This is a genomic window from Streptomyces sp. 3214.6 (assembly GCF_900129855.1).
Lineage (GTDB): Bacteria > Actinomycetota > Actinomycetes > Streptomycetales > Streptomycetaceae > Streptomyces > Streptomyces soliscabiei.
Map to the genome: position 1 here is coordinate 3,274,890 of NZ_LT670819.1, position 12,370 is coordinate 3,287,259.

Below are 12,370 nucleotides of genomic sequence, written 5' to 3' on the forward strand. Positions count from 1 at the left end.
CGGAACCCGGGCCTCGCCCTTCCCGCGGCGTCCGTCACGCCGCCACGGGAACCTCCGGCGTCGCGCCGTTCGTGGCGGGCGCGAGCGCCAGCTCCAGGACCTGGCGGACGTCCGTGACGGCGTGGACGTCGAGCTTGTCCAGCACCTCCGCGGGGACGTCGTCCAGGTCGGGCTCGTTGCGCTTGGGGATGATCACGGTGGTGACCCCGGCCCGGTGCGCGGCCAGCAGCTTCTGCTTCACGCCGCCGATGGGCAGGACCCGGCCGGTCAGGGAGACCTCACCGGTCATCGCCACGTCGGTGCGCACGAGCCGGCCGGACAGCAGGGACGCGAGGGCCGTCGTCATGGTGACGCCGGCGCTCGGGCCGTCCTTCGGGACCGCGCCCGCCGGGAAGTGGATGTGCACGCCGCGGTCCTTCAGGTCACCGACCGGCAGCTCCAGCTCGGCCCCGTGGCTGCGCAGGAAGCTGAGTGCGATCTGCGCCGACTCCTTCATCACGTCGCCGAGCTGACCGGTCAGGGTCAGGCCCGCCGCACCCGTCTCCGGGTCGGCCAGCGAGGCCTCGACGTACAGGACGTCGCCGCCCGCGCCGGTGACCGCGAGGCCGGTGGCGACGCCGGGCACGGCGGTCCGGCGCTCGGCCGGGTCCTGGGCGGACTCGGGCACGTGGTGCGGCCGGCCGATCAGAGCGCGCAGTTCCTCGTCGGTGACGGTGAACGGCAGCTTCCGCTCGCCCAGTTCGTGCTGGGCCGCGACCTTGCGCAGCAGTCGGGCGATGGACCGCTCCAGGGTGCGCACGCCCGCCTCGCGGGTGTACTCGCCGGCGAGCTTGCGCAGCGCGCTCTCGTCGAGCGTGACCTCGTCCTTGTCCAGGCCCGCCCGCTCCAGCTGGCGCGGGAGCAGGTGGTCGCGGGCGATGACGACCTTCTCGTCCTCGGTGTAGCCGTCGAGGCGGACCAGCTCCATGCGGTCGAGCAGGGCCTCCGGGATGGCTTCGAGCACGTTGGCGGTGGCGAGGAAGACCACGTCGGACAGGTCGAGCTCGACCTCCAGGTAGTGGTCGCGGAAGGTGTGGTTCTGCGCCGGGTCCAGGACCTCCAGCAGGGCGGCCGCCGGGTCGCCCCGGAAGTCGGAGCCGACCTTGTCGATCTCGTCGAGGAGCACCACCGGGTTCATCGACCCGGCCTCCTTGATCGCCCGCACGATCCGGCCGGGCAGCGCGCCGACGTACGTACGGCGGTGGCCGCGGATCTCGGCCTCGTCGCGGACGCCGCCGAGGGCGACGCGGACGAACTTGCGGCCCATGGCGTGCGCGACACTCTCGCCCAAACTGGTCTTTCCGACGCCCGGCGGGCCTACGAGCGCGAGCACGGCGCCGCCGCGGCGGCCGCCGACCACGCCGAGGCCGCGCTCGCCGCGCCGCTTACGCACCGCCAGGTATTCGGTGATCCGCTCCTTCACGTCCTGAAGGCCGGCGTGCTCGGCGTCCAGGACCGCCTGGGCGCCCTGGATGTCGTACCGGTCCTCGGTCCGCTCGTTCCACGGGAGTTCGAGGACCGTGTCCAGCCAGGTGCGGATCCATGAGCCCTCGGGCGACTGGTCGCTGGAGCGCTCCAGCTTGTCGACCTCCTTGAGGGCGGCCTCGCGGACCTTCTCGGGCAGGTCGGCGGCCTCGACGCGGGCGCGGTAGTCGTCGGACTCCTCGCCCTCCTGCTCGCCGTTGAGCTCGCGCAGTTCCTTGCGGACCGCTTCGAGCTGACGGCGCAGCAGGAACTCGCGCTGCTGCTTGTCGACGCCCTCCTGGACGTCCTTGGCGATGGTCTCGGCGACGTCCTGCTCGGCGAGGTGGTCGCGCAGTTGGGAGGTGGCGAGCTTCAGACGGGCCACCGGGTCGGCGGTCTCCAGGAGCTCCACCTTCTGTTCGGTGGTCAGGAACGGCGAGTAGCCGGAGTTGTCGGCGAGCGCGGAGACGTCGTCGATGGCCTGGACGCGGTCGACGACCTGCCAGGCGCCGCGCTTGCGCAGCCAGGCGGTGGCGAGCGCCTTGTACTCCTTGACGAGGTCGGCGACGTGGCCGGGCAGCGGGTCGGGGACGCTCTGGTCGACCCGGGTCCCCTCGACCCACAGGGCGGCGCCCGGTCCGGTGGTGCCGGCGCCGATCCGCACCCGCCCGCGACCCCGGATCAGCGCGCCCGGGTCGCCGTCGGCCAGCCGGCCGACCTGCTCGATCGTGCCGAGCACACCCGTGCTCGCGTAGGTCCCCTCGATGCGCGGCACCAGGAGTACCTGAGGCTTGCCGGGTGTTGAACGGGCGGCGGCCTGGGCGGCCTCCACGGCGGCGCGCACGTCGGTGTCGTTGAGGTCCAGCGGAACCACCATGCCGGGGAGCACGACCTCGTCATCGAGGGGCAGCACGGGCAGGGTGAGCGGTGCGGACGTCGAAGCCATGATCTCCCCTTAGGCAGTCAAGTTGAGCTATGCCGACTCAATGCGCGGGCCGCTGCGAATGTTCCCCGGGATCCCGCCCGTTCGCTGTGGGCGATCACGCCTGTCGGCGCGGGGAGCGGCGCGCCTATCGTCACCCGTAATAGATGAAGGCATAGAGCAGCCCTTACGGGAGGTCGTTGTGGAGCGGATCGTGCGGGCCTGGGTGGACGGCTGGGTGGCGTCGCGGGGCGCCGCGCCGCCGGTGGACGAGCCGTGGGGCTGCACGATCGACGTGGGGACGGGGACCCATCACGTCACCCGGCATGTCTTCGGCGCGATGAACGACGCCGTCGAGGAGGCGGACGTCCGGAAGGTGGCGGGGGCGGTGACCGGCGCCGGGGTGTGGCTGAAGGCGTTCACGGACCCGGCGATGGTCGGGGGCTGGCTGGGGCCGGGGTGGTGGGTCGACCCCGAGCCCGGCTTCCTGATGACGGCCGCGCTCGCGGACGTCCCGCCCGGCCCGGTCCCCGACGGCTACCGGCAGCGCACCTGGTCGATCGGCGGGGTGACCCGGACCATGATCGCCGCCCCGGACGGTTCGCTGGCCGCGCGCGGGCAGATCGCCCCGACCGGCGCGACGGCGGTCGTCGACCAGATCGAGACGTTCCCCGCGCACCGCCGCCGGGGCCTCGGCGCCCTGGTCATGCGGACGCTCCAGCGCGCGGCGGTCGAGCAGGGCGCTCGGACCGGCGTGCTGGGCGCGACACCGGAGGGGCGGGCGCTGTACGAGTCGCTGGGGTGGCGCGTCGAGTCGCTGTTGACCAGCGGGAAGTTCACCGGCGACAGGGGGGACACACGGGGGTGACGTCCGGCGGTCGCGGGGGCGCACCCTTCGGGCGCGCACGACCGGGCACGCCCCTTACGCCCCCGCCCCGTACCCCGTCCACTTCAGGCATTCACCCCGAAGCGCCCCTTCGCGCCGACCACAATGCGCTTATGACCGATGACTGGAAGCGACGTCTCGACGCCCTCCACGCGGAGCTCGTGCGCCGTGACGACCCCGTCGCCTGGGTGACGGAGGCCGACGCGGTCGAGGCCTCCCGGCGTTATCCGCACATCGCGCTGCGCGGGCCCGTCTTCGGCATCGCCGTGCAGGACCCGGCCGCCGCGGAGCCGGGCTGGCGCCTGCTGAAACCGGTGGTGGACAGCATGCCCCAGCAGGCCCGGGACGGCCTGAACTCACACCTGTGGTTCAAGGCGAAGGACGGCACCGACGATCCGGCCGTCCGACGCGAACTGCTGGCGGCCGTGGCCCTGCTGGAACGGGCGCCGGCCGACGAGGTGGAGGCCCTGGGTGTGCGCTACCGGGTGGTGCGCGGCGACGAGTTCGCCCGGACCGGCGACGACGGCGTGGAGCCGCCCCGGCCCACCGACCCCGAATCCGCGGCCCTTTCCTGGGAGGACCAGGGCGCCTGTCCCTCGCCGGACGTGGGCTACGTCCTGGACCCCGACCGGGACGAGGGGCCGATGGCGGGCGCGCTGCGGCTGGGCCTGCGCGACTTCACGTACACGGGCGCCCACTTCCCCGCCGAGGTGCGGGCGGACTCGGAGCGGGCGGCCAGGACACACCCGGACGTGGTCAGGCTGCCCGTCGGCTTCTCGGTCGCCGAACGCGACGACGCGGGCTGGACCCCGTGCGGCTCCCTGTCGGCGACCCCGCACGAGGCGCGCCGCACGCTGTACGAGGGGATGGCCCGCGTGTGGGCGATGCTCTACCGCTTCGACGAGCGCAAGAAGGCCCTGTACGGGCGGGCCGCGGAGGCCTTCCGGGCGGCCGGCCGTGCCGACGAGGCGCGCGTGGAGGGCCGTCTGTTCCGGATCTGCCGCGTCGAACGAATGATCCGCCTGGGCCCGGACGGCCCCGAGCCGCCCCGCCCGTCGGACGCCGACGAGTACGGCCCCATGAAACTCCACCCGACCCTGCACGAGGACGGCACGGTCAAGTACGACGACTGACCACGGGGCGGGCGGTCTACGCGGTTCGTGCGGGCGTCGCGGGCAGGGGGGTTCGAGCGGCCCACCGTCGCACCCACGGCCAGGTCCCCACCCCTATCGCCAGCGCGATCAGGTGGCCCCAGTTCGTCATCGGGTCGGTAAAGGCGAGCAGGTCCTGAAGGAGCATCCCGCCGAACGTGGCGAGCAGGGGCCAGCGCAGCCAGGGCCTGAGCAGGCCCGCCAAGGCGCCGACGCTCGTGGCGACGCCGAAGCTGATGCCGTAGTCGAAGCGGTGCAGCGAGCTGTGGGGCAGTCGGCCCGCGAGCACGGCCAGACCCACGGGGACCTCGGTGGCGAGGGTGGCCAGGACATGCCCGAGCAGGAAGACGACGGCCGTCCGTACGCCGCCCATCCGCCGTTCCAAGGCGCTGAGCACGACCAGGAAGCCGAGCGTGAACGGCGAGGCGAAGCCGCCCGCCACCCACAGCGCGCTGGCCACCAGCACCAGCACCGGCGTCTGCCACAGGTGCGCCACGTCGGTGCTGGAGCCCTGCTGCAGGGCGTTCACCAGGGCGGGGTCGGCGTGCGCGGCGAAGAACGAGGTGACGGCGAGGACGGCGGCGTAGGCGAGGGTGAAGGGGACGGGGACCCGGAAGGCGGGGCGAGGGCCGGGACTGGGATTGGGACTGGGGCTGGGACTGGGGTCGGGGCTCGCCTCGGGCGGCGGCTCGACGGCGTGGGGAACGCGCTGGCCCGGGATGCCGTCCAGCAGCCCGGAGACGTCGGGCAGGGGCGGGCTCGTGACCTGTGCCGTGCTGTCCACCTGACGCGCTCCTTCCGTTTCACCCCACCCTTCGCGGCGCCCCCGCCCGCTGTCTGTGACCGACACCACGCCCGGGCCGATTCACAGCAACATCTGAGACTTCTCTCGGCTGTTTCTCATCCGCTCCCAGCCCGGCCGCCGAACCCGCTCAGATCCTGTTCCGCACATCCGTACGTCAACCTCACCCGTCACGCTCACCATTCCCTCAACAAACCGACAGGAAAATGCAACGATGGACCGATGCCCACCCCGTACGACATCCCCGACGCACCCGAAGTCCTGGACCGTCGCGAAGGCCCCTACGGTGAGGTGGTCCTGCGCAGGCATGGGGAGTTGCTCCAAATCATCGCCAACGGCTGCTTTCTGATGGACACATCGGACGGCCGCTCGGAGCGACTGCTGGTCGACGCCGCGCTGGCCGCCCTGGACCCCCGCCCCGACGGCAGTCCCGCGCCCGGACTGCTCCTCGGCGGCCTGGGCGTCGGCTTCTCCCTCGCGCACGCCGCCGCCGATCCCCGCTGGGGCGGCGTCACGGTCGTGGAGCGCGAACGCGCCGTCATCGACTGGCATCTCGACGGCCCGCTGGCCGCAGTCTCCGGGCCGGCGATCGCCGATCCCCGGACGAAGATCGTCGAGACGGATCTGCTCGATTACGTCAATGAGACATGCGACACGTTCGACGCGGTATGCCTCGACATCGACAACGGGCCCGGCTGGACGGTCACCGAGGGCAACGAGAGCCTGTACTCCGCGGCCGGACTCGCAAGCTGCGCCCGGGTGTTGAGACCTGGTGGAGTACTGGCGGTGTGGTCGGCCCGACCCGATCCGGTATTCGAGGGAACCATGGGGAATGCCGGGTTCCAACAGGTGCGTACCGAAGAGATCCCGGTTGCCCGAGGCGTGCCGGACGTCGTGCACATCGCCGTCCGACCTGGATAGCAAAGGCGAGGTGACTCCGGGTACGTTGCATGCCTGACGCCGATCAATCACGCGTCAACCGCAGTCATGCGCAGAAAAGGGATCACCCCACTGGTCCCGGAAAGCACACTCAGGGGCGGGCGATGGAGCAGACACACACCTCGCACAACAACACGACGACGGCGACTCCGGGAGCGCAGCGGCGCGTCCTGGTGGTCGAGGACGACCCGACGATCGTCGACGCCATCGCGGCCCGCCTGCGCGCCGAGGGATTCCTCGTGCAAACGGCGGGTGACGGCCCCGCGGCCGTCGACACCGCCGAGGCTTGGCAGCCGGACCTGCTGATCCTCGACATCATGCTGCCCGGCTTCGACGGTCTGGAGGTCTGCCGTCGTGTGCAGGCGTCCCGTCCGGTGCCGGTGATGATGCTCACCGCGCGCGACGACGAGACCGACATGCTGGTCGGGCTCGGCGTGGGCGCCGACGACTACATGACCAAGCCGTTCTCGATGCGGGAGCTGGCGGCACGCGTGCATGTGCTGCTGCGCCGGGTGGAGCGGGCCGCGATCGCGGCCACCACGCCCCGCAGCGGGATACTGCGGCTCGGCGAGCTGGAGATCGACCACGCTCAGCGCCGGGTGCGGGTCCGCTCGGAGGACGTGCACCTCACGCCCACCGAGTTCGACCTGCTGGTGTGCCTGGCGAACACCCCGCGCGCGGTGCTCTCCCGTGAGCAGCTCCTCGCCGAGGTCTGGGACTGGGCGGACGCCTCCGGCACCCGCACGGTCGACAGCCACATCAAGGCGCTGCGCCGGAAGATCGGCGCCGAGCGGATCCGCACGGTGCACGGCGTGGGCTACGCGTTGGAGACCCCGACGCCATGAGTTCCGGGCCGGACGGACCGAGAAGCCCCGCTCCCGGCTCAGGGGGGCCCTGGGGCGGCGTACGCCCGTTCTCGATCAAGACGAAGCTGGGTGCGCTGGTCGTCATCTCGGTGCTGATCACCACCGGGCTGTCGATGATCGCGGTGCACACCAAGACGGAGCTGCGCTTCATCACGGTCTTCTCGATGATCGCCACACTGTTGATCACGCAGTTCGTGGCGCATTCGCTCACCGCGCCGCTGGACGAGATGAACACGGTGGCCCGGTCGATCTCGCACGGCGACTACACCCGCCGGGTCAGCGAGAACCGCCGTGACGAGCTGGGCGACCTGGCTCAGACGATCAACGTCATGGCGGACGAGCTGGAGGCGCAGGACCGTCAGCGCAAGGAGCTGGTGGCGAACGTCTCGCACGAGCTGCGCACGCCCATCGCGGGCCTGCGCGCCGTCCTGGAGAACGTGGTCGACGGCATCGCCGAGGCCGACACCGAGACGATGCGCACGGCCCTGAAGCAGACGGAGCGGCTCGGGCGGCTGGTGGAGACCCTGCTGGACCTGTCCCGCCTCGACAACGGCGTCGTCCCGCTGCGCAAACGGCGCTTCGAGGTGTGGCCGTACCTGTCCGGGGTGCTGAAGGAGGCCAACATGGTCGCCTCGGCGCGCGCCACGATGGGCTCGGGCGGCAATCACACGCGCACGGACGTCCATCTGCATCTGGACGTCACCCCGCCGGAGCTGACCGCGCACGCCGACCCGGAGCGCATCCACCAGGTCGTCGCCAACCTGATCGACAACGCGGTCAAGCACAGCCCGCCGCACGGACGGGTGACGGTGAAGGCGCGGCGCGGCACGCTGCCGGAGTCGCTGGAGCTGGAGGTCCTCGACGAGGGTCCCGGCATTCCGCGCTCCGAGTGGCGCCGTGTCTTCGAGCGGTTCAACCGCGGAGCCGTCCGCCGGCCGCACGGTCCGGGCAGCGACGGCGGTACGGGACTGGGGCTCGCGATCGCCCGCTGGGCGGTCGATCTCCACGGCGGCCGGATCGGAGTGGCCGAATCCGAGCGGGGTTGCCGGATTCTTGTCACTCTTCCGGGAGAGTATTCCGCCCCAAGTTGACGTAAAGTTCGAAGCGGAGCCACAAGATCCATCGGCGTTCGCCCCAGTCGGACACGTGTGATCAGGCAGCGGACCGTCGCAGGTCGGCTCAGGTCCCGCACGCTCGGCGTGCGCGACCCGCATCAGCACACCCTTGTGACGCGCAACCGCGCTTGTTTCCCGCCATTTCCACCCCCGAAACACACTTTCCGATGTGACTTACACGACGATGGACCGGCCCGGCCTGACCTTCCCCCTCTCGGGGGCGTAGCCTTTATTCCCGCTGTCCATCACCTTGTGAAGCGGAAGAGGGCGGTTGCCGCCGTGTCGCCACAGTCCCCCAGTAACGCATCGAGCATCTCGACCGACGCAGACCAAGCGGGCAAGAATCCCGCGGCCGCGTTCGGACCGAACGAGTGGCTCGTCGACGAGATCTATCAGCAGTACCTCCAGGACCCGAATTCGGTAGACCGTGCCTGGTGGGACTTCTTCGCCGACTACAAGCCGGGGGCGGCCGCGCCCTCGGCTCCGGCGGGTACTGCGGCCGCGGGGGCCGCAGCGACCACCTCCACGCCCCCGGCGCCCGCCGCCCCGGCTGCGGCGGCCCCCGCCGCTCCCGTGCCGGCCCCGGCCGCCGCCCCGAAGCCCGCGGCCGCCGCTCCGGCTCCCGCTCCGGCGAAGGCGGCCCCCGCGGCCAAGCCGGCCGCCGCCGCGAAGGCCGCACCTGCGACCGAGGCGCCTGCGGGCCCGGAGTTCGTGACGCTGCGCGGCCCGGCCGCCGCGGTCGCCAAGAACATGAACGCCTCGCTGGAGCTGCCCACGGCCACGTCCGTGCGCGCCGTCCCGGTGAAGCTGCTGTTCGACAACCGCATCGTCATCAACAACCACCTCAAGCGCGCCCGGGGCGGGAAGATCTCCTTCACGCACCTGATCGGCTTCGCGATGGTGCAGGCCATCAAGGCCATGCCGTCGATGAACTGGCACTACGCGGAGAAGGACGGGAAGCCCACCCTCGTCAAGCCGCCGCACGTCAACTTCGGCCTGGCCATCGACCTGGTGAAGCCCAACGGCGACCGCCAGCTCGTCGTCGCCGGCATCAAGAAGGCCGAGACGCTGAACTTCTTCGAGTTCTGGCAGGCCTACGAGGACATCGTCCGCCGCGCCCGCGACGGCAAGCTGACGATGGACGACTTCACCGGCGTCACGGTCTCCCTGACCAACCCCGGCGGCCTCGGCACCGTCCACTCGGTCCCGCGTCTGATGCCCGGTCAGTCGGTCATCATGGGCGTCGGCTCCATGGACTACCCGGCGGAGTTCCAGGGCACCTCCCAGGACACCCTGAACAAGCTCGGCATCTCGAAGGTCATGACGCTCACGTCGACCTACGACCACCGGGTCATCCAGGGAGCCGCCTCCGGCGAGTTCCTGCGGATCGTCGCCAACCTCCTCCTCGGCGAGAGCGGCTTCTTCGACGAGATCTTCGAGGCGCTGCGCATCCCCTACGAGCCGGTCCGCTGGCTCAAGGACATCGACGCCAGCCACGACGACGACGTCACCAAGGCCGCCCGGGTCTTCGAGCTGATCCACTCCTACCGGGTCCGTGGCCACGTCATGGCCGACACCGACCCGCTGGAGTACCGCCAGCGCAAGCACCCCGACCTGGACATCACCGAGCACGGCCTCACCCTGTGGGACCTGGAGCGCGAGTTCGCCGTCGGCGGCTTCTCCGGCAAGTCCCTGATGAAGCTGCGCGACATCCTCGGCGTGCTGCGCGACTCGTACTGCCGCACCACCGGCGTCGAGTTCATGCACATCCAGGACCCGAAGCAGCGCCGCTGGATCCAGGACCGCATCGAGCGCGCGCACACCAAGCCGGAGCGCGAGGAGCAGCTTCGCATCCTGCGCCGCCTGAACGCCGCGGAAGCCTTCGAGACGTTCCTGCAGACCAAGTACGTCGGCCAGAAGCGCTTCTCGCTGGAGGGCGGCGAGTCCGTCATCCCGCTGCTGGACGCGGTGCTGGACAGCGCGGCCGAGTCGCGGCTCGACGAGGTCGTCATCGGCATGGCCCACCGTGGCCGCCTGAACGTCCTGGCGAACATCGTCGGCAAGTCGTACGCGCAGATCTTCCGCGAGTTCGAGGGCAACCTCGACCCGAAGTCGATGCACGGCTCCGGCGACGTGAAGTACCACCTGGGCGCCGAGGGCACCTTCACGGGCCTGGACGGCGAGCAGATCAAGGTCTCGCTGGCCGCGAACCCCTCCCACCTGGAGACGGTCGACCCGGTCATCGAGGGCATCGCCCGCGCCAAGCAGGACATCATCAACAAGGGCGGCACGGACTTCACCGTCCTGCCGGTCGCCCTGCACGGCGACGCGGCCTTCGCGGGCCAGGGCGTGGTGGCCGAGACCCTGAACATGTCGCAGCTGCGCGGCTACCGCACGGGCGGCACGGTCCACATCGTCATCAACAACCAGGTCGGCTTCACCGCCGCCCCGGAGTCCTCGCGCTCGTCGATGTACGCCACGGACGTGGCCCGCATGATCGAGGCCCCGATCTTCCACGTGAACGGCGACGACCCGGAGGCCGTGGTCCGCGTCGCGCGGCTCGCCTTCGAGTTCCGTCAGGCGTTCAACAAGGACGTGGTGATCGACCTCATCTGCTACCGCCGCCGCGGTCACAACGAGTCGGACAACCCGGCCTTCACCCAGCCGCTGATGTACGACCTGATCGACAAGAAGCGCTCGGTGCGCAAGCTGTACACCGAGTCCCTCATCGGTCGCGGCGACATCACCCTGGAAGAGGCCGAGCAGGCGCTGCAGGACTACCAGGGCCAGCTAGAGAAGGTCTTCACGGAGGTCCGCGAGGCCACCGCGCAGCCCGCCGCCGGCGACGTCCACGAGCCGCAGGACAACTTCCCCGTCGCGGTGAACACCGCCGTCTCCGCGGAGGTCGTCAAGCGCATCGCCGAGTCCCAGGTCAACATCCCCGACTACTTCCACGTCCACCCGCGTCTGCTGCCTCAGCTGCAGCGCCGGGCGTCGATGGTCGAGGACGGCACGATCGACTGGGGCATGGGCGAGACGCTGGCCGTGGGCTCCCTGCTCCTGGAGGGCACCCCGGTCCGGCTGTCCGGTCAGGACTCGCAGCGCGGCACCTTCGGCCAGCGCCACGCGGTCCTCATCGACCGTGAGACGGGCGAGGAGCACACCCCGCTCCAGTACCTCGCCGACGAGCAGGCCCGCTACAACGTCTACAACTCCCTGCTGTCCGAGTACGCGGTCATGGGCTTCGAGTACGGCTACTCGCTGGCCCGCCCCGACGCGCTGGTGATGTGGGAGGCGCAGTTCGGCGACTTCGTCAACGGCGCGCAGACGGTGGTCGACGAGTACATCTCGGCGGCCGAGCAGAAGTGGGGCCAGACGTCCGGCGTCACGCTCCTGCTCCCCCACGGCTACGAGGGCCAGGGCCCGGACCACTCGTCCGCGCGCGTGGAGCGGTTCCTGCAGCTCTGCGCCCAGAACAACATGACGGTCGCGATGCCCACGCTCCCGTCGAACTACTTCCACCTCCTGCGGTGGCAGGTGCACAACCCGCACCACAAGCCGCTGGTCGTCTTCACCCCGAAGTCGATGCTGCGGCTGAAGGCCGCCGCGTCGAAGGCGGAGGAGTTCACCACGGGCCAGTTCCGCCCGGTCATCGGCGACACCACGGTCACCGACCCGGCGGCCGTGAAGAAGGTCGTCTTCTGCGCCGGCAAGGTCTACTACGACCTGGACGCCGAGCGTCAGAAGCGCGGTCTCACGGACACGGCGATCATCCGCCTCGAGCGGCTGTACCCGCTGCCGGGCGCGGAGGTCCAGGCGGAGGTCAACAAGTACCCGAACGCCGAGAAGTACCTGTGGACCCAGGAGGAGCCGGCCAACCAGGGCGCCTGGCCGTTCATCGCCCTGAACCTGATCGACCACCTGGACCTCGCGGTCGGCGCGGACGTGCCGCACGGCGAGCGCCTGCGCCGCATCTCGCGCCCGCACGGCTCGTCGCCGGCCGTGGGCTCGGCCAAGCGTCACCAGGCCGAGCAGGAGCAGCTGGTCCGTGAGGTGTTCGAGGCGTAGTCCTCACCCGCACGACGGGCGAAGGGCCCGCTCCCGAGGTTTCGGGAGCGGGCCCTTCGGCGTTCTGCCGGGCGTCCGGCACATCGTCGGGGGTCGGTCGCCCGGGGTCAGGTCGTCC

The 12,370-nt window shown here is 70.9% G+C and carries 8 protein-coding genes; 6 read left to right on the top strand and 2 right to left on the bottom strand.

The features are described 5' to 3' along the window. Nucleotides 1–34 precede the first annotated feature (34 nt). Nucleotides 35–2,449: an endopeptidase La gene (gene lon, locus B5557_RS14575; RefSeq protein ID WP_079659681.1), complete on the bottom strand. Its 2,415-nt coding sequence runs from the start codon at nt 2,447–2,449 to the stop codon at nt 35–37. A 178-nt stretch (nt 2,450–2,627) separates the two neighbouring features. Here lon and B5557_RS14580 point away from each other — a divergent pair, with 178 nt between their 5' ends. Together B5557_RS14580 and B5557_RS14585 are read left to right on the top strand one after the other, a co-directional pair. Further along, a complete protein-coding gene (locus B5557_RS14580; protein WP_079659683.1) occupies nt 2,628–3,293 on the top strand; it encodes a GNAT family N-acetyltransferase in 666 nt (221 codons plus the stop codon). A gap of 131 nt (nt 3,294–3,424) precedes the next feature. Further along, nucleotides 3,425–4,444, top strand: coding sequence for a DUF5954 family protein (locus B5557_RS14585; protein ID WP_079659685.1), 1,020 nt, complete (start codon nt 3,425–3,427; stop codon nt 4,442–4,444). Between the two features lie 16 nt (nt 4,445–4,460). Here B5557_RS14585 and B5557_RS14590 read toward each other — a convergent pair whose 3' ends face one another. Continuing rightward, the gene (locus B5557_RS14590; RefSeq protein WP_079659686.1) at nt 4,461–5,246 is read right to left on the bottom strand and encodes a rhomboid-like protein; all 786 of its coding nucleotides are present in this window, start codon (nt 5,244–5,246) and stop codon (nt 4,461–4,463) included. Nucleotides 5,247–5,486: 240 nt separating this feature from the next. Here B5557_RS14590 and B5557_RS14595 point away from each other — a divergent pair, with 240 nt between their 5' ends. From B5557_RS14595 to B5557_RS14610, 4 genes are all read left to right on the top strand, one after another. Further along, nucleotides 5,487–6,185 (top strand): spermidine synthase, encoded by a 699-nt coding sequence (locus B5557_RS14595; RefSeq protein WP_079659688.1) that lies wholly within the window; start codon nt 5,487–5,489, stop codon nt 6,183–6,185. 122 nt (nt 6,186–6,307) lie between these two features. Next, nucleotides 6,308–7,048, top strand: coding sequence for a response regulator transcription factor (locus B5557_RS14600; RefSeq protein WP_079659689.1), 741 nt, complete (start codon nt 6,308–6,310; stop codon nt 7,046–7,048). Continuing rightward, the gene (locus B5557_RS14605; RefSeq protein ID WP_079659691.1) at nt 7,045–8,160 is read left to right on the top strand and encodes a sensor histidine kinase; all 1,116 of its coding nucleotides are present in this window, start codon (nt 7,045–7,047) and stop codon (nt 8,158–8,160) included. Before B5557_RS14600 ends, B5557_RS14605 begins: the two co-directional genes overlap by 4 nt. A 303-nt stretch (nt 8,161–8,463) precedes the next feature. Beyond that, nucleotides 8,464–12,252 (top strand): multifunctional oxoglutarate decarboxylase/oxoglutarate dehydrogenase thiamine pyrophosphate-binding subunit/dihydrolipoyllysine-residue succinyltransferase subunit, encoded by a 3,789-nt coding sequence (locus tag B5557_RS14610; protein ID WP_079664776.1) that lies wholly within the window; start codon nt 8,464–8,466, stop codon nt 12,250–12,252. The last annotated feature ends 118 nt before the right edge of the window (nt 12,253–12,370 follow it).

Bases quoted from the DNA above. Each gene is read 5' to 3' on its own strand.
- lon (WP_079659681.1), bottom strand. From the start codon at position 2,449: ATGGCTTCGACGTCCGCACCGCTCACCCTGCCCGTGCTGCCCCTCGAT.
- B5557_RS14600 (WP_079659689.1), top strand. From the start codon at position 6,308: ATGGAGCAGACACACACCTCGCACAACAACACGACGACGGCGACTCCG.
- B5557_RS14595 (WP_079659688.1), top strand. From the start codon at position 5,487: ATGCCCACCCCGTACGACATCCCCGACGCACCCGAAGTCCTGGACCGT.
- B5557_RS14585 (WP_079659685.1), top strand. From the start codon at position 3,425: ATGACCGATGACTGGAAGCGACGTCTCGACGCCCTCCACGCGGAGCTC.
- B5557_RS14605 (WP_079659691.1), top strand. From the start codon at position 7,045: ATGAGTTCCGGGCCGGACGGACCGAGAAGCCCCGCTCCCGGCTCAGGG.